This window comes from Enterococcus sp. DIV0682 (assembly GCF_051712685.1).
Taxonomy (GTDB): Bacteria; Bacillota; Bacilli; order Lactobacillales; family Enterococcaceae; genus Enterococcus; species Enterococcus faecalis.
Genome location: NZ_JBIOPK010000001.1, coordinates 1,850,276 through 1,875,591 on the forward strand (window position 1 = coordinate 1,850,276; position 25,316 = coordinate 1,875,591).

Sequence of the window (25,316 nt, forward strand, 5' to 3'; positions counted from 1 at the left end):
AAAAAAACGATAACCCATTCCTTTCAAAGGAACGAGCTATCGTGTTACCATCCTAATTCATAACAAATTGTTGTCATGCACTCATTTCATTTAACGGCAATTACCGGTTTGCTTTCTTCTTGAAAACAAACAAACTCAGGAAGTGAATTTCGCTTGGTGACTGTGTAAATCAGCTTCCAGTCTCTGGCTGACTCTCCCTAAAACACGTCAATTCAAACTACTTGTTTCCATCACTGTTTTTTTAGTTATTTAATTACGTTTAGTTTACAAGAAGTTTTGCTTGCGGTCAACTGCATTCTTCGTCTTTTACCCATTTTTCTGCCCAATGTTGAATTTGTTCCATTGCTAATTGCAAGTCTTCGCCTTTTTCGGTCAGGAAATATTCTAAGCGATTTCCTTCACCGCAACGAACAGCTTTGGTGATAATTCCTTCAGCTTCTAGTTCCTTCAATCGCTCTACTAAAACACGATCACTTAACATTGGAATTTTTTCTTTTAATTCGCCAAAACGTTGAGGACCTCGTTCTAATAAAACATCAATAATTAAACCATTCCATTTTTTACCAAGTATTGAAAATGATTTTTCAAATTTGGGACAAAGTACAAACGATTCTGTTTTTACTTTTTCCATCTTCCTCACCTCTTCAATGAGTATAGCACATTCCTTACAAAATGTAAGTGTTTCTGCTTCTAATTTTTTCTACTTTATAAAATCTACAACATTTCCTGTCTGCATGTCAATAATTACTCCTCCATTTAATAAAATTAAATAGACGTGCGACACCTCTTTATGCGTTGCCTCTTGTAGCGCTCTACGATAAAGATTCATCTGTCCACGATACCGTTCGACAATTTCAGAAATCGCTTGGGGAGAGGTGCCTTTTACATGATCGGTTTTATAGTCATACAAAATGCATTGATTGTCTAATTCGATATAGCCATCAATAATCCCATGAATTAATAAATCATCTTGTGTCGTTTCTGGATAATTTTGAATAAGCTCTTCAGCTTCAATCAGCATAGAAAAAGGTTGTTCCCTTCTAACGGTTTGATGGTGTTGAATCAATTGTTTTCCTAAGGCGGTGTCAAAGAAGGCCACGATTTGTTCCAGATTCATTTTTTCAGCAATTGCTGGTAAAATCAATTTATTTTCCACTAAGCGTTCTTGAACAGCTCGCACTTCCTCGTAAGAAGGTTGCTTACTTAAATCAATTAGTTGTAATAAATAATGAGTTGCTGTCCCAATTTCAGCTGCTGAGGGCGCTTGAACCGTATCTAAAAATTTAGGCTTACTTAAATCTCCTTCAATCATTCGATTGACAATCAACGGTTGCGCTTGAATAGTATTGTCTTCCCGAACCTCAATTTTACCAATTTCTTTGTTATCGGGGTCATCAAATACTCGCTTGATTTCAGAAACAGACTGATAACTGGTGGTCCGAGTAGCCACTTCAAACGGATAGTTGAAACTTAACCGTGCAAGGCCACGATTGATTTTGTCAGCAGATAATTGCGCTTTTTCGGCTAAATCCTCTGCTTGTCTTTCTGGCAATTGTAATTGCTGAATGGCTGCTCGTAGTTGTTCTTCGTTGAACCACTGAATATGAAAGTTAGCTGGGTGCTTTTTAACTTGCGGAACGTTACTTACTACTACCTCTTGCTGATATTCAGCGGCTTTTTGATGGCGTACCAATGTCATCCCAACCCAATTCATTAAACTACTTTTACTTTGCAAGCGATTTTCAGCTGGTAGCACCAGTGTTTCTACATCGCCAACTTTCAGCCACTCTTTCCACATCGCCGCTTGGTCTTTATAGGAGCCCACCAGAAAAAGTTTCTGTTCTGCACGTGTCAACGCCACATATAACTTCCGCATTTCTTCGGATAGTAATTTTCTCAATCGTACTTGTTTAATCGCCAAAAATGGTAAAGTATCGTACATAACTCGTTCTTCAGGTTGTAAATAACGAATGCCTACCCCTAAATTTTCTTCAAAGATATAGCGTTCATTCAAATCACTGACATTAAATTCTTTGGTCATATCTAAAACGAATACCACCGGAAATTCTAACCCTTTACTAGCGTGAATCGTCATGACGCGTACGGCATTCTCTTCACTTAAAACGACTGGTTCTGCTAAATCTTTGTCTTTTTCTTGCATTTTTTCGATGAAGCGAACAAATTGAAATAATCCGCGGAAGGTTGTTTTTTCATACGCCGCGGCCCGATCGACCAACGCATATAAATTGGCTTGGCGTTGTTTGCCAACAGGCAACCCGCCAACATAATCAAGATAGGCCGTTTCCCGATAAATTGTCCACAGCAAGTTGCTAAGCTGGTTGCGTCGAGCCTGTTCCCGCCATTTTTCTAATGATTCAGCAAAACGTATAGTTTTTTCCTGAACAACTGCTTCCTCCATGGTTGGTTCCATCTTTTGATTAAACGTTAAAAATGCTTCGTAGTAACTGGTTTCCTTATTAGCCAAACGAATAAGCACTAATTCGTTTTCTTTTAATCCAACAATTGGTGAACGTAACACAGCTGCCAAAGGAATGTCTTGATAGGGATTATCAATCAATTGAAGCAAGGCAATCATTGTACGAATTTCCGTTGCTTGGAAATAATTTTGAGCATCATTGACTTGAACTGGAATTTCTAATGATTTAAAAACATCTAAAATAGTTAAATTATTTTTCTTCGTAGGCGTTAATAAGACAATATCTTGATAAGTAATCGGTCGATCCGTTTTCAGCTTTTTATCATAAATTAAGAAATTTTGGTCAATTAATTCACGAATTTTCAAAGCAGTAACGTAAAGTTCCCCTTCTGTCTTATCTTCAATCAACAACTCAGGGGATTGTAATTCTGGAAATTCAACTGACTCTGTTGCTTTTTTTTCATAAATTAGCAATTCAGTTGAATAATCAGCCGCCTCCGAAAATTGATCAAAGCCATGAACCAAAGCGGCTGACTCATCGTAAGCAATTTGGCCTACTCGCTCATCCATTAATTGACTAAATACTAAATTCGTAAAGTCTAAAACGTCTTTGCGGGAACGAAAATTTTCAGCTAGAATAATTCGTTTGCCCTCTTTGCCTTGCCCATACTGATTGTATTTTTCAATAAACAATGTAGGATCTGCCAAGCGGAAAGAATAAATAGACTGTTTCACATCCCCTACCATAAAAAGGTTTCCTTCTGCGCTAAGCGGGCGGCGCAACCAATACAAAATAGATTCTTGTAATTGATTGATATCTTGGTATTCATCGACTAACACTTCATCAAATTTTTCGCGATAGTAAAGAGAGGCTTCTGATGCTTGCCAGCCATCTGCCTGATTTTTCGCTAAAATAGCTAACGTATAATGTTCTAAATCGTTAAAATCCACTAAATTTTTAAGCCGTTTTTCTGCGCCATAGGCCTCCATAAATTGTTTCCCCACGTGAGCCATTTCTTGAACAATGGGCGTGGCCTCTTTCAAGACTTGTTTCATGGCATCTGGAGAAAGTGTAAACAGTTGCTTTTTCAAATCATTTAACGCTTTTTTATTTTGTTCTCGTAACTGTTTGGCTTGTTCCGCGGTTGGTTTCAACTCTTCGGCACGAACCGTTGGGTAGCGGTCAAAGCTCAACAATTCAGTCAAATTATAGGCGCTCTCTAAATCATTTCTCTCTAAAAATTGTAAAAATTGTTTTGTTTGTTCCTTTTCATTTTGAGCTAAATACCAAATCTTTTGAAGTTTCTCTTCGCCTTCTGTTAAGGTCACCATTTCTTCGTAACGCTGAAGAGTTCGTTGTAACGTCTCAACAGCTAGCGGTTTTAAATACGTCTGAAATAACGTTGATTCGCCTAGCTGATCCCCTACTTCGTAGGCTTGTGTTAAGCCATTAATCCACGCCTCTGGATCAGGATTGGCTTTGGCAAATTCATAAAAAGAAAAAATTAAGTTAGTGAGTCCGTCATCACTACGGTCATTGGAAAAATTCGCTGTTAATTGGTAAAATTCTTCTTGATTTTCCGCATAAAATTGTTCACGTAATGCATCCCAAACATCTTCTTTTAATAACAATGTTTCTGTTTCATCTGTTAACATCCGAAAAACCGGATCTATGTCAATTAAATAATAAAAACGACGAATAACAGTTAAACAAAAGGCATGTAACGTGCTGATATTGGCTGTTGGCAAAAGAGCAATTTGACGAGAAAAATGCCGTCTTCTTTCTGGATCTTGTTCTTCATTCATTGCCTTTTGTAAAGCCACTTGGATACGTTCTTTCATCTCACGGGCGGCGGCTTCAGTGTACGTCACAATCAAGAGACGATCGATATCGACGCCGCTTTTGACTTTTTCAATGACACGGCGGACTAAAACGGTGGTTTTTCCTGAGCCAGCCGAAGCAGAAACTAAGATATTTTCATCGCCATCAAACACCGCTTGCCATTGACTGTCGGTGAATTGCTCATTGGCTGGACGTAGTGGAATTGTTTTACTCATCTTCGGTTGCTCCTTCCTCATCTTTGTTTAACAAGCGCGCCATAATTTCCTCTTTGGATAAATTCTCAATACGATGATAATTATTTTCTTTTAACATCACATCAAAATCACAGACACTTCGAAACGGACAATAGCGACAAGCAATCCGTTCCTTGCCTTGATAAGCGGGATTAAGTTGAACTTCGCCGCCAATAATTTGATTCCCCGCTTCAATAAATTTATTTCGGTTATGGGAAAGCAAGGCGCCTAATTCTGGTTCTGTCACAAATTTATCTTCTTGGCGACGACCAGGTTTAATTTGTTCTTTGGCGGATTCTTCAATCGGAAACAGCAACGAACTTTGTTTAGCTTGCAGACTCGTATCTAAATGATCCAATAAATCTGGGTCTTTCATCAAAAGACCATCAAACTGATATTTTTTAAGCATTTGTTGTTCAATGTCGTCTTTGCCTTCATAAGATAACGTAGGATTGTGTACATGCAGATAAAGTGAGCCAGCAGGTTTAGCTTCTTGACCAACTAATTGCACAGCATCCATTAAAGCCACATCCAAGTACGTCAGCATTTGCATGGCTAAGCCGTAATACGCTTCTGTAATATTAAATTTACGGTGACTCGATTTATAATCAATCACACCTAAATAGGTTGATTCGGGTGTAACCAATTGATCAATCCGGTCGATTTTCCCCCGAACATGAATTTTCCCTTGATTTTTTAATGGTAATTCCAAACCAGAAATTCCTTTTTTAGCGGCAATTTGGCCAAATAACACTTCCGTTTGAACAGTCGTCATGCCACTTCGTTGGCTTTGGCGTTTCAGCGCCCAACTGACTTTTTTAATTGTTTGACTCAATTGATAGCGAATATAGTTCATGCGACTAGAGGTCGTTAATACAGAAAAACGTGCATCCCCTAAAATACTATTTAGTACTTCCTCCGCCAATAAATTGACTTCCTGATCGGTTAATTCAGATAAGTTCCGTTGATTCATAATCAATAATTTAAAGAACTGATCCAATGCTTCATGGAAAAATTCCCCTGTAGCTGCTGGCGAAAGCCCAAAGACATCTCTTTCTTTCAAACGTAAGCCATAGCGAGAAAAGTATTGATACTGACAGCGATAAAAACTCTCCATCCGAGAAACGGATGTATAAATATCTTTACCATATAAAGGTTCTGCTAAGACCTCATCAATCTTTTCAGGAATATTTTGATGCGTTAAACTTTCGAAAACTTGCTTGGCTAGCGGTGCAATTGATTGGTTCATTAGCGCTTTTTCCATATTTAACCAGAAAGGCAACAATCCTTCTTGTGTTTCTTTCCGTTGTCTTTTCAAACGCGTTAATTCACCGATTAACGTCCGATACGTACTAATATGGGCTAAACTGGTCGTTTCATCATCGAAAATGGTTGTTTCATTTTTTTCAAAAACGGGCAAGTTTAAATCTTTTTGGATATTTTTAAAATAAGGAGACGGTTTGACTTCTTGAGCGGTGTCTTTAACACTTGGATAGGTTAAATATAACCGTTCTCGCGCTGAAGAAAAGACGAGATACGCAACATAAGGTTCTTGCGCAATATTGCGTCCGGTTGTCCCACGTAAATATTGGTTTTCCGTTAAAGTATCATTGATTGTCTGCCGTTCTTCATCAGACAATAGTGTTTTATTTTCAATCTTTTGTGGAAAAATTTCTTCCGTCATCCCAATAGCAAAAGTAACCTTGGCAGCGCCAGGTCGAGTTAAATCCATTGCGCGAACTTGTACTTGGTCAATCGCTGTCGGCACTTTACTATAGTGCAAACCTTCCAAACCACTAACAAATATTTCTTGAAACGTTGTAAAATCAAACGAACTTTCTCCGTAAACAGTGACGTATTCATCTAGTAATGACATCAATGCATCCCAAGTCTGTTCATGGTTACGAGCTGTTTCTAGTTGACCGGCTTCGATAGCTTGTAAGCGCCACATTTTTAATTGTGTTGCCACACCACTTTGCAGTAAAAAGTGATAGAAGACGGTCGCTGCTTCCAAACCAGTTTTGGCACTTATCATTGCTTGAAAGTAACTAGGTAACAGCCGTTGAAGCGATTGACGAATCGCATTTGACTCTTCTTCCATCGTAGCGACATCTTCTTGCTCTTCCGCTTCAAAATCATACCGAATAAATTCCCAATCTTTTTCTTGCGACCAATAATAACCTTCATAGCCGTATGCCAGGACTACATTTTCGGTAATATCAACTTTTCTGCGCCAAGCGTTCCGTTGGTTTAACCAATCAGTCAAGCTTTCTTCAGAAGTAGCGAGTTGATTCATTGGCATAAATAATTCCGTTCTCAAAAAACGGAGCACATCGCGATAACGATAATTGTACGAATGAATAGCAAATAAAGATTCAATCCATTCGACTAAAGGATGCCGATCCATAGCCATATCTCGGTCGACATAAACAGGAATCTCGTGTTCCGCAAAAATCGGTTCTAATAAATTTTCATAACAATCTAAATCACGAGTCAACACCTGAATTTCTTTGTACCGATACCCTTCTTCCACTACTAAACGGCGAATTTCAGTTGCAACATGTGTTAATTCTTCTTTAACGTTTTCAGCACGCCACAGAAATAAGCCATCGCCACTCCAGTCAGATGTGCTTAATAGAGGCAGGTGTTCTTGTGATTGAATCCAATAATCGTTTAATCCTTGCAAGTCTGGATTTGTAATTAATACCTCTTTCTTTTCCACATAATCTGAAAGAATCGGGATTTGCTTCTGCCTTGCTAGTTGATAAAGCTGATGATAGGTTTGTCCCGCTTCATAAAATAACGACCGCGGATCAGGTAAGTCATGCGGATATTGTTTGTCCAATAAAAGGGCTACTTTCACAGAACCTGCTTGCGTCATTAGCACTTCAATCAACTTTAATTCTCTGGCAGTAAACTGCTGATAGCCTGAAATAACGAATTGAACATTCGACAAATCAACCGTTTGTAAATACTCGCTTAAATGTTGAATAATCTCCGCTGATTCATAGCCATACTGACTCATTTGTAATTGGAATCGCGTAAAAATTAACGTTAAATCTTGAAACTTAAGTTGTAAATCTTGTCCTTCAGGGTTCTCCGTTTGTTTTTCTAAAAATGGATAAAGCTCCGCAATCTCAATATTGCCTTCGCGCATTTCTTGATAAAGCTGAGATAGTTGCTGAATAAAGCCAGGCTTGTTAATTTCACCTCTAAAAATTTGTAACTCTTCTTCTGCTTCTACTAAAATTTTGCGAAAAATCATCGCAGCACCTGCGTCAGATAAAACATCTGCCGAGTAAAAAGGTGTATGTTGTAAATAGTACCAAGCCAAACGATAAAAACTAAAAACCTGCAGACGGGTACTGGTTATTGAATCAGACGTAGTTGTCTGTAATTGACGTAACTTTTGCAAGACTTGAATTTCTTGCTCAAACTTAATATGGTTCGGGACTAAATAGAATACTTCATGCTGTGCGTCTTCCTCTAGCCATTGTTTTGTCGCCTGTATAAGTGGCGCTTCTAAGTCTGCCACGGCGGTTCCTCTAATAAACTGCACACTCATGGTTTCACATCCTTTTCCTTTGCACTGCCTTTATTTTACCACAAAAGAAGGACGGAAACATGTGTTTGTTTTTACACATTTCCGTCCTTCTCTTTTACTCATTGTCTCTTTTATTGTTTTGACACTTCTGGTATTGGACCAAACCGTGAGAATGGCCACATCACAAATTTCACTTCACCCAAAATATCTTTTTTATGAATAAAACCAATGACACGACCGTCTTTTGAATTCCGTCGATTATCACCTAAAACAAAGTAGCTATCTGCTGGTACTTTTTCTTTTAATGAAAAATCGCCTGTCAAAGGTTGACCATCTGTTAAGGCTTTTTTAAATTCATCTAAATAGGGTTCGTCAACTTCTTTTCCATTGATGTACAACGTATCATCCTTGTACGCAATTGTATCTCCAGGTAAACCAATCACACGTTTAATATAATTTTTATCTGGTTCATCTGGCGCTGGGAAAGTAATAATATCGAAACGATTAATTTCTGTGTTTTTTAACGTAATTACCCGTTCACCATCTGCTAACGTTGGATCCATTGAATGACCTCTCACTACGACAGGCGTAAATACAAATTGTCTCAGTAAAAACAGACCCAAAGCTAAACAGGCAAAAAAGACGACTGTTTTAATTAATTCTTTTGATTTCAAACTCATTCCTCCAAAAACCTTATTATCTTATGTCTCATATTCTACCACAAAGTAAATCAATCCTATAGTGCTTAACACCCAATTAATTTTTATGTACGCTTTTTTTACAAAATGGTCAGAAAAAAAACGTATTTCTTTCAAATTTGATTCTTACTTTTTTGATCCTGCTCATAAAAAAAGCATAATCAATTCTAAAAAGGGCTGAATTGATTATGCTTCTAGCGTTTTAGCGATCCATCACAACCACGTAACAAACTTCTAAAGGACCATGCAACCCGACAACCAGTTGCATTTCAATATCTCCTGAATTAGAAGGCCCTGAAATAAAGTGAATCGCTGAGCCGATTTTTTCGCCTTTTTCTATTTTTTCTGTATAAAAAGCTGCTGGCTGAGTCGAACGTGGAACGAGTTTGCTAAACGGTATAATTGAAATGTAATGCTTCGGTAAAAAGTGTAAAGCTCTGCCTTGCCCCGCATTGGACTCCACCACAATCGTTCCTGATTCAGCTAGTAAAAACTCAGCAAAGGCAATCGTAATATTTGCCTGAGCAGCTGTTTGAATATTCGCTTCTCGTTGCTCACTTCCAGGTTGCCATTGCTTAACAGAAACAGCCTCTAATGACTTAGCTAAATCAGCTAATCCATAGGCTTCAAAACGTGCATCTGTTGGCAATAAAAGATTGCCCCCACCAAACTCAGCAACAATTTGCTGAATCGTCGTCAGTAAATTTTCTTGTGTGGTTTCCACTAAGTTCGTGTGAATCGTTTCCACACGTTCTTTCACAATCGTTAATAGCTCTGCTGGTGTTTTATCTGCCAACTGTTCTTCTGGTAAATGATTAACTGGCTCAAATGGATGGGCCGAAACAGGCTGTTTTTCTACGCCTAATTTTTCTCGTAGATTTTGTAAAAAAGGTTCTCGATTTTGAATCGCTTCGTTAGTCATTTTTTTCACCTTCTTGATGTTTTTTGAACCAACTTCTGAAGTTTTCTGAAGATTTTGGTGGTCTTGGCAAATCACGAACATCGGTCCAACCTTTTACTAACCCTGGTCCTTTATCAAGGTAGCCCCCATGATTGTACATGTTTTCAACAGTAATGTCTTTTTGTTTACTTAAAATGCCCGCTGCAGCATGATCGACTTTCATGGCTGCTTTAAACATTGCTGGTGAACCAGTGGCTTTACCTACCATACGCATTTGGAAATCTTCAAATCCATGTTTCATTTTCAGATCATCGGTCATCACTTTACGATGTTCAATTAATAATTCGTGCAATGGAATTTTCACAGGACACGTTTCCGTACATGCCCCACAAAGACTAGACGCATAAGGCAATTCCCCAAACTGTTTATATCCACCTAAAATTGGAGAAAGCACAGCACCAATTGGGCCTGGATAAATAGAGCCATAACCGTGCCCACCAATATGGCGATAGACCGGACAAACGTTCAGACAAGACCCACAACGAATACACTGTAAGACTGGCTGAAAGGCTGTTCCTAACGCTTTTGAACGTCCGTTATCCAAAATGACCACGTGAAATTCTTCTGGACCATCGGATTCATCCGCATTTTTTTGCCCGGCAAACGTCACATACGTTGTTAAATTTTGACCAACGGCACTTCTGGCTAAAAGGTTATCTAAAACCTCTGCTTCACGCATTGTTGGTACGATTCTTTCCATTCCCATTAACACGATTTGTGTCTTAGGAATACTGATGGTCAAATCAGCATTTCCTTCATTTGTATTTAAGTTAATTAAGCCGCTATCCGCAATAGCGAAATTACAACCTGTAATGCCAATCTCCGCTTCCAAAAAGAATTTGCGCATCACTTCTCGTGCACAGCGTGCCAAATTTACCGGGTCATTATCTCCTTGATACCCTAATTTTTTCGCAAAAACCTGACGAATCTGTTCGCGATTTTTATGAATACTTGGGAAAACAATATGTGACGGCTCATCCCAGTCATCCATTTGTAAAATGAATTCCGCCAAGTCTGTTTCCATCACACTGACATCGTCTAATCCCAATAACATTGGATCAATATCGACTTCGGTCGTCACCATTGATTTAGATTTCACAATTTTTTTCGCCTTTTTTTCTAGAACCACTTGTTTCACATATTCATTGGCCTCTTCGGCGGTTTGAGCAAAAAAGACTTTGCCACCTCGTTTGGCGACGTTATCACTGAACTCTTCTAAATAGTCAGGCAGATACTGAATTGTATGTTGGCGAATTTGTTCTCCCAGTTCACGCCATTGTGGCCAATTGCCTAAAGCTTCCCGCGCACCTTCTCGTTTCTCCCATTGGGCATCTTGTGCTTTAGCGACAGCCTTTTGCATAAACACATCTTTTTTACTTTCTTCAATTCGTTCACTTAACGGCTTATTGCTCGTTGATAATCCCACAGTTCTTCCCCCTTACCCTACCGATATGATTTGCGGTTGATCCATGCGTGCTTCATCCACTTCATGATTAAGGACTTCTGCAATATGCATAATCTTAATCTTTTTCCCATCACGATTGAATTTACCCCCGATATTCATCAGGCAACCCATATCCGCACTAATTAAAATTTCTGCGCCCGTATCAATCACATCGTTCATTTTTTCCGTCACCATTTGTTCAGAAATAGCTGGCATTTTCACTGAAAACGTTCCGCCAAATCCGCAACAATTTTCAAGATGTCCTAAAGGAATCATTTCTAATCCTTTCACATGATCCAACAAAACAAAGGGCGATTCTCGTTCATTTAAAATTCGCGTCATATGACAAGAACGATGATAAGTGGCTTTCCCATGTAACGTTGCGCCAACATCTTTGACCCCTAAGACACGATAAAGAAACTGACTAAACTCGTAAGTTCGCTCAGCTAAACGTTGTGCTTTTGGCCCATAAATAGGATCATCTGCTAAAAATTTGTGGTATTCTTTCATCATGCCGACACAAGACCCCGCAGGTCCCACCACATAATCGGCACCGTCAAAACTATCAATTTGATTCTTAAGCGTTGTCGTGCTCTCTGTCACATAGCCACTATTGTACGTTGGCTGACCACAACACGTTTGGCTTGTTGGTAAAACCGTTTCACAGCCATAACGTTCCAAAACCTCTATCATTGCTTGCCCTACATTTGGAAAAAGTAGATCCACCACGCATGTCGAAAATATACTCACTTTCACGCAAAATAACCTCCTCGTTTTCTACGAAAAGGCTCCATGAAATTAATTGGGCGGCTGTCATTAAAAGTCACTTGGCTGTCGTCTCTAACTACTTCACAGTGCCTTTTCAACAAATACGTTATTTGTAACAAAAATCGTTTTTTAAAATGATTCTTATACAATAATTATTTTACCAGTATCTGGTTTTAACAGCAAACGATTCCAGAAATTTTGTGCATTTTCACACAAAAAAGGAGGCTTTTTTATAAAAGTTTCTTTTAACCCCTTTGAAATTCGTTTTTTCTGAAGAAAAGAGTGACGAAATTTTGAAATTTTGGTAAACTAAGAAAAAACGAGAAACGAGGGCCATGCATGTTCATTTCATTTAACATGTTTATTCTATTAATTGTTGCAACGATCCTAATGATTTTTCTGATTATCTATTTGACAGTCACTGGAAATGATAAAAATAATAAAAAGAAACAAAAGAAAGAAACAAAAAGAACTACGCCAACTTTAAACAAAAAAACAACCGTTCCCCCTTCTCAGAAGCCAAACGTTGTGACTGATGTTGCAAAAAAGAGCGAGCCAGAAAAGCAAGCCGTACAACGAACACAGAAACCAACCACTAGAGAGGACGAGACTTCTCAATTTACACGAAGCCAACGTCATAAATGAAAATGGGACATAAGTCGAGATGACTTATGTCCCATTTTCTAATTCTTAAGATAATCAGCTGAACAAAAAATCCGCTAGTTGTTTCACTTTTTCTTTTAATTAATGATAGTTTATTCTTCTTTTCAGGTGTATACTAAATGATTGAAAAGAGACTTTAACTAATTAGGAAGAGGTGATTTTTTGTCTGCAAAGCGGTTTATTCAATTATTCATTTGTTATGCTATTTCAATGATTGTCGCAATACTTTTAACGGACTTATTTAATTTCTCGAGTCCTATAGCTTATTTAGTAGTGGCTAGTATCATCGGCTATGTAGTCATTACTGTTCCATTAACAATTATGACTCTATTAAAAAATAAAAATTAATAAAAAAATTGAGCGATTTTAATCACTTAAATTGCTCGATTTTTTATTTTCATAATATTTTTCACTTATTTTTTCATTTTCATTGACAGAATAGTTGTAATTGTCAGAAAATTGTATATAATAAAGAAAGTTATTTTCATATTATTTTTTTCAATTAAAGGAGAATCCTATGAGTGAAACACAACAAACAACCTTAAAAAAACAATTAAGCTCGCGCCACATTACGATGTTAGCCTTAGGGGGAGCGATTGGCGCAGGTCTTTTTAAAGGAAGTGGCGAAGCAATTGGTATTGCTGGTCCTTCTGTTTTAATCGCCTTTCTAATTGGCGGTGCTGTTCTCTTCATCGTCATGAGTGGTTTAGGAAAACTTGTTTTAGATGGCGGAGACACACATCATGGTTTGTCTGGCTTGGTTCGACCATTTTTAGGTGCACATTCTGCTGATTTTATTGATTGGGTTTATTATTCCATGTGGACAATTAATATTATCGCAGAAGCGGTTGCCGCAGCTTCCTTTTTACAACTTTGGTTTCCTAATATTCCTGCTTGGTTTTTTGTTTTCATTTTAGCTATTTTAACGACGCTCATCAATCTTTACTCGGTTCGTTTATTTGCAGAAACAGAATATTGGTTGGCGTTTGCTAAAATTAGTGTCATCATTTTGTTAATTATTTTTGGTGTTTATCTAGTGGGACAGCAAATGCTAGGCAGTGGTGTCTTCCCTACTTTACAAAGCATCACCAAGCATGGTGGCTTCGCCCCACATGGCATGAAAGGTATTGTTAATTCTTTATTAGTAGTTATTTATTCTTATGGCGGTTCAGAATTAATCGCGATCACTGTCAGTGAAGCAGATGATCCTAAAAAAGCCATTCCTAAGGCGATTCGTGGTGTGATGGGACGGATTATTTCCTTCTATATCATTCCATTATTCTTACTTTTGATTATTTTCCCTTGGAATACATTAGCAGGCACAACGGTGAGTCCATTTGTTATGGTTTTTGAAAAAATGAATATTCCTTTTGCTGCTGACATCGTAAATTTTGTGATTATTTTAGCCTTGTTTTCTTCTATTAATTCTGGGGTATACGCCTCTTCTCGCCTTTTATATTTTCGCTTAAAAGATAAAAAAGGACCCATGAGTAAACTTGCGGTTTTAAACAAGCACCAAGTACCTCAACGTTCAGTTTTCTTCTGCGCCAGTGTTTTATATCTGGGCGTTATTCTTTCTTATTTTGTTGGCGATGAATTATTTGGTTACTTAGCCGGTTCTCTCTCTTACACTGTCTTGCTAATTTGGATTTTAATTAGCGCTGCGGCGTTTGTTCTTTCTTTAAAACGAGGGTCTCTCTTTGAAAAAAGTATTAATCTCCTTGCTTTAATCATTTTAGGCCTCATCTTTATTGGCATCTTATTTACGAATTCGTTAGGCGTCACTCTTTTAACAGGCCTATTGTACTTTGTTATTTTCTTTAGTTATCGTAAGAAAAATGATTCCTTTCTACTCTCTGATGAAAGCTAAATAGACCGAAAAAACGAACAGTTTTGTAAGATAACTGTTCGTTTTTTCGATGTTCAAAAGCCGTCTTCTTTTGCTATACTATTTTTGTAAATTGTTAGGAGGAGAAAAAATGAAAAAAATTGGCGCTATTTTATTGATTGGCGTATTGATTGTTGGTGGTTATATAAGCTATCGTTTTTATGCAGATACATATAAGGGTGAAAAAGCCTATGCACAAGTTCCTCTAGAAATTCCTGAAAGAAAACAAGCATTAAACAATCAAAAACAACCAGTCTCTGGTCTATATTCATTAAAATACGCATTAACTTTTGTTAAAAGTAATGGAAAAACGCAAGTCATGGATTACGAACGGACAGACAAAAATCCTCAACCTTTGGAACCAAATGCTTACATAGAAGCAACCATTAGTAAAAAAAGAATCATCCAATCTCCTGTCAAAATTGATAAAAAAGAGATACCAGAAAAAGCTTTCGCACAATTAAATAACCGAAAAACAACCAGCGATAATTAGTCATCGCTGGTTGTTTTTTTACATGAAATAACAATTAATTCATAAATAACGGTATGCTGATTTTGCTTAATTTCATGAGAACCAAAAATTTCTTGCATGCGTTGTTCTAAATTTGGAAGTGACCATTGTTCTTCAAAATAGCTGCGGAAAAAGTCTTTTGAAATAGTTTCTGATGCTTCAAAGAAAAATTTTTTTGTGAAAAAGGGTCGCTGTTCTTTTTTTAAAAATGCTTTGTATTTTGCCATCCAATTTAACTGCGGGTTGCTCTCTTGCTCAAAAGGAGAAAATAACGAATCTTGCTCTTCCACTAGCCGAAATATAAGACACCATTTCTCACTTAATTGGCACAATGCATTAACTTTTTCCGGCGTATCCAAAGCAGGATTCATGGCTGAAAAAACGACTTGAAATTTTTTCCCAGTCTCAATCAGTCTTTCTTGGCTTTGGTGAAGAAAAACAACGTTGCTTTGTGCTTTTGCTTCCGCAATCTCCAACATTCTCTGAGAAATATCGGCTAGCGTATACTCCGTGACTTGCTCTTGAAAAAAAGGTAAGTATCGTCCCGTCCCACCTGCGATATCCAGAAATGTCTGACACGGAAAAATGCCTTCTTGGACCAAGAAATCACGTAATTCTCGAGCAATTGGAAATGGCGATTCTTGTTGAATTTCTTCATATTCTTCTGCAAATTCATCCCAAAATTCCGCTAATTCTTGCTCATTATTATTCATCAACAATTGCCCCTTTCTCTCAATTCTTATAAAAAGTGTAGCAAAAGAAGCGCCAAAGAGCTAACAAGTTCACTCATTTAAATCAATAATTTCATCTACAAATCGCAGGGTTTTAGGTCGATGAGTAACCAAAATAGTCAACTTATTGTGGGTAAATTTTTGTACTTCTTGTAACACTTTTTCTTCGGTCTTTTCGTCCAATGCAGAAGTCGCCTCATCTAAAATAAGGATCTCTGCTTGTGTAAATACTAAGCGTGTGAAAGCAATCCGTTGTTTTTCACCACCAGAAAAATTCATTCCTTTTTCACTCACAATAGTGTTTAAGCCTTCCGGTAACCGTTCATAAAGTTCCCCCAACTGAAAACGATACATAGCTTCAATTACTTGTTCATCAGAAATTTCTTGATTCAATACAATATTTTCTTTCAACGTTCCTTGAAATATTGGCACATCTTGAGATAAATAAAAAACTTTTTCATAATAATCTTCCAAATTAAATTGTGTTAGAGGAAATTGATTCACATAAACTGTCCCCTCTGTCGGTTTCAATAATCCTAAAATCAATTTAATCAGGGTAGATTTGCCTGTCCCACTTTTTCCAATCAAGCCATAGGTTTTGTTCATTGAAAATTGTCGATTTTGTTGGGACATAATCGTTTGACTATCTACGCTAAAACACACATCTTTTAATGAAATTGTTTGAATTTCAGGTAACGCTTTGCCTGGAACCGCTAAATCAGGATCATCTTCTTTTTTATAAAAATCTTCCAAGCGCTGATAGGCTACTTTATCCAAATTATATTGAACAAATAAAACATTAAATATGGCTATCGGCGTATAAATTCGATCGATATACATCACTATCGCTACAAGTCCACCTAAACTTAGCGTCACGACGTTAGTAAAACTAAGTACGACAATACTTACTTTGATTAGTGCGACTAACAAGGCAAAAAAGCCAAAGAAAAATTCATGGATCATAGTCATTTTTGTTATATTTTGACTATTTTCCTCTGCCATTAACGCGTAATTTTCAATCTCTTTTTTATATTTTCGATTAATTCTAAAAGTTACTAGTTCTGTCATCCCTCGTATCAAAGTAGCATTCATTGCTTCTTCGGAAATAAGTGTTTTTTCTTTCATGTTTTGTAGCGTTTTCAAAAGTATTTTGGTTAAAATAAATACAATCACATAACCAATTAGAATTGCTGGTAGTAATTTTTTATCAATCAATGCTATGAAAAACAAATTAAATAACGTCTCTGGAATTAGCTCTCGAAATAAGCGTCCATAAAAATTCAAGTGGATATTTCTCCCAGCTGCTGCACCAACTTCTACTTTTTGTAGTAAAGCTCCCGCTCCCAGTTTTAGATATTCTTCATAGGAAATCTTGCTCATTTTTATTAAACTTAATTTCTTCAAATAGAAATAGATGCCATTAGTTAAGTAAGCTTTCGGTTTCTGTTCACAGTAAGACAATAGCGGAATTAAAATAATTGTCGTTCCATACGCTACTAACAACCCTAGTTGGAAACTTTTTTGATAATGATCTAACAACTGTTGAAAAAAATAAATTGCTAAAGCACTACATAATGAAACAATCACACCAATCAAAATGTACCAAGTGAAGCTTTTCTGAAAGTGCGACCATATTTTTTTAGTCATTTACTCCCTCCTTTTCGAACAGTACATACCTTACTGTAGCATAGTTTTTGATTGGCGCCTATCAGCAATTTATCTCCAGATAATAGAAAAGCCCCCCAGCGAAAGCTGGATGGCTTTTCTATTGTTAATTCTTTCTGATTTGTAGATAACTTACACCTAAAACGGCAAATGTACTTGCCAGTGTTCCTGCTATTAGCATAAACGGTGTTTTTGTTGTGCCTGTTTTGGGAAGTTCTCGTTTCCCGTTTTCTTCATTTAATTTTTGAATTGGTTCACTAAGCAGTTGGGGAGCCAACTGTGGGCTTCCTTCATTTTTCAATGTGTTTAATGGAGCGTTTAGTATTTGTGGTTGATTTTTTGATGTAACATTTTTATTTTTTTCCACAGTTGTTTCTGTGGATGGCTGTTTTTTCTCAGTTGTAGTAATTTCTTTTGTTGGCGAGACATGAACTTCTGGTTGACTGCTTTCTGCAGTTTCTGTTGTGCCATTCTCTTCAGTTGTTACGCTTGGTTTTTCAGGTATGATTGGTGCAATTGTACCTAACGTTTCACTTTCATCTGGATTTTCTTCTTCTGTTGGCGACACATGGACTTCTGGTTGGCTGCTTTCTGCAGTTTCTGTCGTGCCATTCTCTTCAGTTGTTACGCTTGGTTTTTCAGGTATGATTGGCTCAATCGTGCCTAGTGTTTCACTTTCATCTGGATTTTCTTCTTCTGTTGGCGACACATGAACTTCTGGTTGACTGCTTTCTGCAGTTTCTGTTGTGCCATTCTCTTCAGTTGTTACGCTTGGTTTTTCAGGTATGATTGGTGCAATTGTACCTAACGTTTCACTTTCATCTGGATTTTCTTCTTCTGTTGGTGAGACATGAACTTCTGGTTGGCTGCTTTCTGCGGTTTCTGTTGTGTCTGTCTTTTCACTTGTTTCTGTTGCCTGTTCCGAAGTAGGTGTCTTTGGTTCCCATTCATCTATTGTCTCTAAAGGAATGTCTAGACTTTCTTCTGTTGGCATTTCCACATTTTGATTGCCGCTTGCCTCGCCTTCTACAAAAACATTTTTAACTTGTGATGTATTTTTTTCATTCATTGCGTCTTGATTGTTTAGTTGATAATTGATGTCATAACTATTTTCAAATGTTGCTTGATGTTGGCCTGCTTCTGTGATTGTCGAAGTGTAACGGACGATAAAGGAAGTAAAGCGTGCTTTATCCCGATAAAAACGTAAATTAAAGTCATTATCTGTCACGAAGTCAATTTTGCCATAACCTTGTTGCTCAAACTCGGCAAGTGAAATATATTTAGTTTCTTTGTCATTCACAATATCAAATGTAAAACTCTCTTTATTTAATTGTTGACCACTTCCTTGTCGATCCGCAATTGAAATATCTTCAGTGACATCGGATTTATTGAGGTTCACATTTAAAAACCAACGTACTTGATTTGACTCTCCAGCCAAATCGCCTACTTTATAAAAAAACGGATAGTCTCGCTCAATTTGGCCAGTCTCTGTGTTAGTCACTCCTTCAATCGTCAAACGTTGAGTCGCCGTTGCTGTTCCGAAATCCGTTTCTATCACATTCGGTTGCGAACTATTGGTAATAAGCGTTTTAATCCCGAAAGAAAAATGCCCATTCACATTATGTAAAGATTCAACTTTTTCGTTAAATGTTGCTACAACATGATCTTTATAGATAAAAACTTCCCCTAAACCATTTAAATTGATTTTTCGTGGTGAGCCATCGTTCTCGGTCATTCCAACTAGTTCGTCTGGTAAAGTTAAAGTAATAGTATCGCCAGGTTTTATTTTCTGATTTTCTTTGTCACTAAAAGATACTTTAATGGAGGTCATCTCCCCTTGATATAAAGTAGTGTGATCTAATTCTACTTTGTCAACGATTGGACTTTTGCTCAATTCGGCGCCAAACGAAATTGGACCTATCAATAACGCCCCCGCAATTGGTAGAATCATTACCAACAGTAACACTAAAAATTTTACACTTTTTGTCATAAAAAATTATTCACCCTTCTTTTCTCTTATTTTTTCCACTTAGTGGTCTTTTTCAGAAGTTGACAATAGCAAAAAGATATGTCTCGCACAATATTAATGCTCATTTAAGTAGCCTTTTTTTTAAATTTCTAATTCACTTCCTAAGGAAAACGTTTTATTATGGTAGTTACATTAGATAACATTTGTTACAAAATATCTAGTATTGCTAAGTTTGAGTTGCATAAATAACATATTTCGAATCAATAATGAATAAAAATACTTATTTCATCCTCATTTTGTTTCCCAGGCCATTTATTCTTGTTATAATAAAGTTTATGAGATAAGGAGGAAAAGAATGAAAAATTCATATTTTGACGGTGGTTTAGCAACGTATATCGGGACTTCAATTTTAGCAACCTTGATTACTGTCTTTACATTAGGCATTTGCGCACCTTGGGGAATTTGTATGATGTACAACTGGAAAATCAAGCATACCGTTATTGATGGTAAACGCCTTTATTTTGACGGTACAGCTATGCAATTATTCGGTCATTGGATTAAATGGCTTTTATTAACTATAATTACTTTAGGAATTTATGGTTTTTGGTTGAATATCCGTTTGCAACAATGGATTACAAAACATACCCATACACTTTCATAAAAAAAGGAAGGATGAACTGAGTTACGGTCCATCCTTCTCTTTTTATGAATATCTAACAGAGTGTTATCCTACTCTTTGAAAAAACAAGGAATTTATGCTATACTTTGATAAGTATCAAGGGATACTTATGTTATTTCGGGGGCGTTACGGATTCGACAGGCATAGTTGAGCTTGAATTGCGTTTCGTAGGTTACGGCTACGTTAAAACGTTACAGTTAAATATAACTGCTAAAAACGAAAACAATTCTTTCGCTTTAGCTGCCTAAAAACCAGCTAGCGAAGATCCTCCCGGCATCGCCCATGTGCTCGGGTCAGGGTCCTAATCGAAGTGGGATACGCTAAATTTTTCCGTCTGTAAAATTTAGAGGAGCTTACCAGACTAGCAATACAGAATGCCTGTCACTCGGCACGCTGTAAAGCGAACCTTTAAATGAGTGTCTATGAACGTAGAGATTTAAGTGGCAATATGTTTGGACGCGGGTTCGACTCCCGCCGTCTCCATTTTTAGAAAAGTAGAGAAAAACAAAAGAGAGCTAAAACCTTTATTTTATGAGGTTTTAGCTCTCTTTATTTTACAAGAAAAAAATAAAAATGTAGAGAAATGCAAAATATTTTGCACTCATTCTCTGAAAAACTTACCACTTAACAACTCTTACGGTTGGAGTAATCCAATGATACACTTCAAATTAGCCAGAAACAAAACGTTAAATCAACTATCATCAAAGAATAATAAACTTCAGAATCTACAATGAATAGCATTGAAACTAAAAAAAAATTTGTATATCCATATTTTAAATTAAAAAATTCTCTACATATCTTTTCACCATATTAAATAACAATATAATAACGAAATCCCAGACTAGTTTTTTTATTTTTTACAATTTTTTCTATAACTAAAAACTATTTTAAAAGGAACCAAGAAAAAAACACCCATAATCCACTCCTGATTTTTTAATCTTTAATTTCACAATAAAAATTCCCCTTAACAAAAAACCTTAAGAAAACACTTGTTATATTAATTAGCTTATTTTAAATTAGTGAAAACAACCAATTGGTCTAGACGAAGAAATCGTTTACATTAGAATATGAGTTAAAAATGATAAATTATTAACTAAAAAAAATAAGTTATTATATATTTTTAGTGGAAAACAAAGTAATATCCAAAAAGGAAAAGAAATAACAAAAAAAGAAAGAAAAGGAAGATCATTTTGAACAAGTTTTTAAAGTATACATTTTCTCTACTAATTATTATTATTGGAAGTTTTTACAGCCACCAAGTTGTTTCTGCAGAGGAGCTAGTCGGAACTGGTATAGTTGATCTATTTGAATTTAGTGATACTAACTTATCTCAAGGACAAACAACTTCTGTCAAAATAACATTTAGTGAAAAATATAAAGATCATATCAAGCCTGGCGATACATTGACCTTTCCAATGCCAGCGGGGCTAGAGGGCATGACTGAAAATGACGGTTCACCAAGAAAAATTTTGTTAAGCGACTTAGGCGAAGCACTTATATACAAAGACAGAATTGTTGCAACTGCCAATGATCGTGTAAAATTTCTAGAACATGTACATGGTAGTTTTAGTTTTGGTATTAAATCAACTGTTACTAACAGTACAACCGATGCCACTATTGAAACAAATTTTGGAACAACTTTAGAAAAAAAATCCGTAACTGTCCGAGGCATTTCTCAAAATCCAGGAACGAGTACTCAACCATTTTTCTACAAATCAGGGGATTTACTAGGCGACTCTGATAAGGTCCGTTGGTTTTTAAATGTAAATTTAAACAAAGAAGAACTTTCAGATGATATCGTCATCTCTGACACTCACGGATCTGGTCAATTATTAAACAAAGATAGTTTCAATATTACGGTAAATAATTATTTAGGTTCAACTACCTATACTCTCAACGCTTTCATGGAAAAAGGATTCGGCACCATCGAACTTTCAACAGATAATAATTTTATTATTCGATTGAAGAAAGACCATGCACGTTTAGCCTCATTTACTATAATGTACACTACGACCATTACAACTGAAGGTCGTAAACAAGAGCTCTTTGAAAATAGTTATGACGTAAACTATCAAATTTTTAACAAAGAGCGAATGACAGAAAAAAATTCAACTAGCGTCAAAAATCTATTTGCTGAAGGAGAAGCAGATGGCGATTTAGACAAACAGGATCCTAATGAGCATGAGATTGAAACTCCTAACGAATCAGTTGAACCATTACCAGATAACACCCCCACTCCTGAAAAACCATTAGTTGAAGATTCAGAAAATCCTTCAGAAAAAGGACCAGATAAAAGTCAGCCTGAAATTCATATTGGTGAAAAAGAAGACTTTATTGAAGATGAATCCGATAAAATCAAAGATTTAGAAGATACCCCATCAACAGAAAAACCTCTTTTTCCTAAAGATATTGAGAATGAAACGAACAACTCTGTTGATAAAAATCAACCTGAAATCCATATCGGTGAAAAAGAGGAAGTTGTTGAAGATGAGTCTGATAAAACCAAAGATTTAGAAGACACCCCATCAACAGAAACGCCTCTTCCTCCTAAAGAAGTTGAGAATGAAACGAACAACTCTGTTGATAAAAACCAACCTGAAAGCCGTATTGGTGAAAAAGAAGACCTTGTTGAAGATGAATCCGATAAAATTAAAGATTTAAAAGACACTCCATCAACAGAAAAACCTCTTTCTTCTAAAAAAATCAAAAAAGAAACAAGCAACACTGTTGATACAAACAAAACTGCTGTGAAAAAAAACAGCCCTCAAGCGAATCAAAAAACAACAAGTGACACAAGTATGACAACCGTTTCATCTTTATCATCAGTAAATGAGAAAGAGAAAAAAATACTTCCTAAAGCAGGAACAACAAACAATATGTTTTTAACCCTACTGGGTCTGCTAATCATTCTTTTCACTTCAATTACTGTTTATTCTAAATATAAAAAAGTAAATTAAATAATCAAAACCACCCGCTCACACGGGTGGTTTGTTTTGTGGCTGTGACCTCTATTACCTGCCGCGCCACATTTACTCACTGCTCCTGAAAGGAGCTATTTTATTTTTTGTATTTTTTGTCCTGTGAACGGACCTACATCTTCAAACATTGTTAGTTAATCTGCTACATAATCTTCACAAAGTTAATTACGAATGTATTCTTCTATCTGCTTTTTATTTTTTTTACTGTACCCATATAGTAACCGCCACACCAAAATTTTTTATGTTCCTAACGATATTTTAGTTCTGTATGTCTATCGAATATCATTGAGCTACTTTTTCCTTTTAAATGCAGAATGAATTGGTAGACACTTAATTTTGGAGGAATGCATACTAGCATATGAATATGTTTCGTATACAACTTTCTAGCGATATTTTGGCGCAAAAACAATATGATACTTACATTCCATCTTGTGTATAAACTTTTTATGCCCTTTTTCATAAGGGTTACCTCAAAACTTTTGATATGATGGTCGAGAAACCATTTGCATAGTGGATGGTTTTCAATGCATAAAAAAAAAGAGTCCCCTTTCTCAAGGAAACTCTCAATTACTAAGTCAAAATAACTTCACGTTATCTAAATCTTTTAAATCAATCCTATGGTTCGCGGAACAAAGGAGCTAAAAACTTAATAGAATAAATCGCACAAATTCCGACAATAATATAGATAATTTTTGCTAATGGTGTGGTTGCACCACCACTAATTGTTGCAACTAAATCAAAATTAAATGCACCAACTAATAACCAGTTTAAACCTCCGACAATCAATAAAATTAAAGCAATAATATCCAGATATTTCATTTTTAACACTCCTTCCAAATTTGATAAGCCAAGAGTAACACGTTTATTCTTTATTTACGAAAATAATGATTCAGGAAAAAAACTTTTTTTCAATTATTTTCTCGAATCATTTTTTCATTATTAAGAATTTTATGATATAACTAAAGAGTAGACAAAAACAGATTCATTATCTCTGATAAGAAATGGTGGTTTATTATGCGTGCTAAGTTATTTTTAATTTTGCGGAATCGAGTGTTATCCCGTGTTGTCTTTGTCATTCTATTTTTACATGTGCTTTTTACCACAAATGATTTCACGGTGTTGCTGCTCCTCTTACTATTGAATTATTTACTCACGCTTGAAGATAGCGCGAAAAAAAACAGAAAAATCCAAACTTGGCAGGAATTTAAACAGTCGATTGATTGGCCCTTTGTCGCTTTTTATTCAGGGCTTGCTCTTTTAGTTATTTCGTTAATACTTCTGTTTCTCTGGTTCAATTATGCACGATAAGGAGGATTAAAAATTGAAAAGCTATTTTTTTACTCTTTTTTTTTTAGTATGTTTAGCCTTTTCGTCATACTACTTTGGTTTTCTGGTCGTCTTTTTCCGCCGCTTGTACCAGATAATGAAGCCGCTAATAATTAACGCACAGGCAATTAAAAGTAATGTCCATAATAGTAAATTTTGTTGTTGTGTCACTTTTTTCATCCCCGCTGCTGCTTTTTCTGGTTGATATGGGATACGATGACCTCGAACTAATAACCGATGACTGTTTATCATATACGGTGTGCAAGTTAATAAAGTGACGAGATCTTGGCCAGACTCAATGTGTAAATCTTTTGTATCAGTTGGTTCAACGGTTTTTATTTGATCCACTTGATAAGCGAGCGTCTTCCCATTGACTTCGATATAAAATTCATCGCCTTTTTTTAATTCTGGCAAATCTGTAAATAATTTGGCTTGAGGGAGACCACGATGGCCTGAAATGACCGCATGTGTATTCGCACCACCTGTAGGATAGGAGGTTCCTTCTAACAAGGAGCTTCCTTTTTCCAATAGCAATGCATTCGTTTTATCAAAAATTGGTAAACGGACATTTATTTTTGGAATGGTTAAAACACCAATCGTATGACTTTCAAAATAGGATTTGTCTGGTTTTTTCGTTGTTTTTTGCGTTTCAGAAAAAGGATCTAATCCAGGATTGCTGCCTTTTTTCGCTAATTCTTGGTTTTTCTTTTCCATTTTTTCTTGAAGTTCAGCCATTTCTTTGGTGTTTTCTTGGCTTGCTTTTGCTTGATAATGAGCGATAATTTGTTGATCCAGATAGTTATTTAATGCATCGCTAACAAAAGGATACGCAAATGCACCTATTCCAATAATCAGTAAAAGAATCATAAAACCATCAATGATACGACGTTTCTTTTTTGACTTCATTGCTTCCTCCTTAAAAATAAAGCATGAAAGCCTGGGACAGTGATTGGCCCAGGCTCTTTGTTTTTCTAAAAA

19 protein-coding genes, 1 other RNA gene, 1 pseudogene and 1 other annotated feature are annotated in these 25,316 nt (G+C 36.3%); of the genes and pseudogenes, 8 read left to right on the plus strand and 13 right to left on the minus strand.

Going from position 1 to position 25,316, the window contains the following annotated elements; translation table 11 throughout:
• Positions 1 to 24: 24 nt before the first annotated feature.
• Positions 25 to 243: a binding site (T-box leader), on the minus strand.
• A gap of 43 nt (positions 244 to 286) precedes the next feature.
• The 7 genes from IGK96_RS08845 to IGK96_RS08875 all read right to left on the minus strand — a co-directional run bounded on the left by IGK96_RS08845 (position 287) and on the right by IGK96_RS08875 (position 11,916).
• Positions 287 to 631 carry a winged helix-turn-helix transcriptional regulator gene (locus IGK96_RS08845; RefSeq protein ID WP_002358035.1) on the minus strand — a complete coding sequence of 115 codons (345 nt, stop codon included), beginning with the start codon at positions 629 to 631 and terminating at the stop codon, positions 287 to 289.
• A 69-nt stretch (positions 632 to 700) separates the two neighbouring features.
• A complete protein-coding gene (gene addA, locus IGK96_RS08850) occupies positions 701 to 4,495 on the minus strand; it encodes a helicase-exonuclease AddAB subunit AddA (RefSeq protein WP_085443367.1) in 3,795 nt (1,264 codons plus the stop codon).
• Positions 4,488 to 8,078, minus strand: coding sequence for a PD-(D/E)XK nuclease family protein (locus IGK96_RS08855; protein WP_085443366.1), 3,591 nt, complete (start codon positions 8,076 to 8,078; stop codon positions 4,488 to 4,490). The genes addA and IGK96_RS08855 overlap by 8 nt, the downstream gene beginning before the upstream one ends.
• 110 nt (positions 8,079 to 8,188) lie before the next feature.
• The gene (gene lepB, locus IGK96_RS08860) at positions 8,189 to 8,737 is read right to left on the minus strand and encodes a signal peptidase I (RefSeq protein ID WP_002358039.1); all 549 of its coding nucleotides are present in this window, start codon (positions 8,735 to 8,737) and stop codon (positions 8,189 to 8,191) included.
• Between the two features lie 220 nt (positions 8,738 to 8,957).
• Positions 8,958 to 9,677 (minus strand): LutC/YkgG family protein, encoded by a 720-nt coding sequence (locus tag IGK96_RS08865; RefSeq protein WP_085443365.1) that lies wholly within the window; start codon positions 9,675 to 9,677, stop codon positions 8,958 to 8,960.
• Positions 9,670 to 11,142 (minus strand): LutB/LldF family L-lactate oxidation iron-sulfur protein, encoded by a 1,473-nt coding sequence (locus tag IGK96_RS08870; protein ID WP_002365496.1) that lies wholly within the window; start codon positions 11,140 to 11,142, stop codon positions 9,670 to 9,672. Before IGK96_RS08870 ends, IGK96_RS08865 begins: the two co-directional genes overlap by 8 nt.
• A gap of 12 nt (positions 11,143 to 11,154) precedes the next feature.
• A complete protein-coding gene (locus IGK96_RS08875; RefSeq protein WP_085443364.1) occupies positions 11,155 to 11,916 on the minus strand; it encodes a (Fe-S)-binding protein in 762 nt (253 codons plus the stop codon).
• 369 nt (positions 11,917 to 12,285) lie between these two features.
• Between IGK96_RS08875 and IGK96_RS08880 the strand changes: the two genes are divergently transcribed.
• The 4 genes from IGK96_RS08880 to IGK96_RS08895 all read left to right on the plus strand — a co-directional run bounded on the left by IGK96_RS08880 (position 12,286) and on the right by IGK96_RS08895 (position 14,972).
• Entirely contained in the window at positions 12,286 to 12,573 is a 288-nt protein-coding gene (locus IGK96_RS08880; protein WP_002390077.1) for a hypothetical protein, read from the plus strand.
• A 180-nt stretch (positions 12,574 to 12,753) separates the two neighbouring features.
• Positions 12,754 to 12,939 carry a hypothetical protein gene (locus IGK96_RS08885; protein WP_002358046.1) on the plus strand — a complete coding sequence of 62 codons (186 nt, stop codon included), beginning with the start codon at positions 12,754 to 12,756 and terminating at the stop codon, positions 12,937 to 12,939.
• A 169-nt stretch (positions 12,940 to 13,108) separates the two neighbouring features.
• On the plus strand, positions 13,109 to 14,461 hold the full coding sequence (locus tag IGK96_RS08890) for an amino acid permease (RefSeq protein WP_002390076.1): 1,353 nt from the start codon (positions 13,109 to 13,111) through the stop codon (positions 14,459 to 14,461).
• Between the two features lie 109 nt (positions 14,462 to 14,570).
• Positions 14,571 to 14,972 (plus strand): YxeA family protein, encoded by a 402-nt coding sequence (locus IGK96_RS08895; RefSeq protein ID WP_002388016.1) that lies wholly within the window; start codon positions 14,571 to 14,573, stop codon positions 14,970 to 14,972.
• Here the strand turns inward: IGK96_RS08895 and IGK96_RS08900 are convergent.
• From IGK96_RS08900 to IGK96_RS08910, 3 genes are all read right to left on the minus strand, one after another.
• A complete protein-coding gene (locus IGK96_RS08900; protein WP_104846630.1) occupies positions 14,969 to 15,703 on the minus strand; it encodes a class I SAM-dependent methyltransferase in 735 nt (244 codons plus the stop codon). The genes IGK96_RS08895 and IGK96_RS08900 overlap by 4 nt on opposite strands.
• A gap of 69 nt (positions 15,704 to 15,772) precedes the next feature.
• Entirely contained in the window at positions 15,773 to 17,368 is a 1,596-nt protein-coding gene (locus tag IGK96_RS08905) for an ATP-binding cassette domain-containing protein (RefSeq protein WP_104846631.1), read from the minus strand.
• A 124-nt stretch (positions 17,369 to 17,492) separates the two neighbouring features.
• Complete coding sequence (locus IGK96_RS08910) at positions 17,493 to 19,376, minus strand: collagen binding domain-containing protein (protein WP_104876138.1); 1,884 nt, start codon at positions 19,374 to 19,376, stop codon at positions 17,493 to 17,495.
• 334 nt (positions 19,377 to 19,710) lie between these two features.
• Between IGK96_RS08910 and IGK96_RS08915 the strand changes: the two genes are divergently transcribed.
• From IGK96_RS08915 to IGK96_RS08925, 3 genes are all read left to right on the plus strand, one after another.
• Positions 19,711 to 20,016 (plus strand): DUF898 family protein, encoded by a 306-nt coding sequence (locus IGK96_RS08915; RefSeq protein ID WP_002360604.1) that lies wholly within the window; start codon positions 19,711 to 19,713, stop codon positions 20,014 to 20,016.
• A 137-nt stretch (positions 20,017 to 20,153) separates the two neighbouring features.
• Positions 20,154 to 20,520: a transfer-messenger RNA gene (gene ssrA / locus IGK96_RS08920) on the plus strand.
• Between the two features lie 704 nt (positions 20,521 to 21,224).
• Positions 21,225 to 22,991 carry a collagen binding domain-containing protein gene (locus tag IGK96_RS08925; RefSeq protein WP_104846633.1) on the plus strand — a complete coding sequence of 589 codons (1,767 nt, stop codon included), beginning with the start codon at positions 21,225 to 21,227 and terminating at the stop codon, positions 22,989 to 22,991.
• A gap of 155 nt (positions 22,992 to 23,146) precedes the next feature.
• Here IGK96_RS08925 and tnpA read toward each other — a convergent pair.
• Together tnpA and IGK96_RS08935 are read right to left on the minus strand one after the other, a co-directional pair.
• Positions 23,147 to 23,440 (minus strand): annotated as a pseudogene (tnpA, locus tag IGK96_RS08930) (IS200/IS605 family transposase).
• A 187-nt stretch (positions 23,441 to 23,627) separates the two neighbouring features.
• Complete coding sequence (locus IGK96_RS08935; protein ID WP_002381996.1) at positions 23,628 to 23,831, minus strand: DUF378 domain-containing protein; 204 nt, start codon at positions 23,829 to 23,831, stop codon at positions 23,628 to 23,630.
• 195 nt (positions 23,832 to 24,026) lie between these two features.
• On the opposite strand from IGK96_RS08935, the gene IGK96_RS08940 reads away from it, so the two are divergent.
• Positions 24,027 to 24,320 carry a hypothetical protein gene (locus IGK96_RS08940; protein WP_002358125.1) on the plus strand — a complete coding sequence of 98 codons (294 nt, stop codon included), beginning with the start codon at positions 24,027 to 24,029 and terminating at the stop codon, positions 24,318 to 24,320.
• Between the two features lie 69 nt (positions 24,321 to 24,389).
• On the opposite strand, the gene srtC is transcribed toward IGK96_RS08940, so the two are convergent.
• Positions 24,390 to 25,244 (minus strand): Ebp pilus assembly class C sortase, encoded by an 855-nt coding sequence (gene srtC, locus IGK96_RS08945; protein WP_033625699.1) that lies wholly within the window; start codon positions 25,242 to 25,244, stop codon positions 24,390 to 24,392.
• Between the last annotated feature and the right edge of the window lie 72 nt (positions 25,245 to 25,316).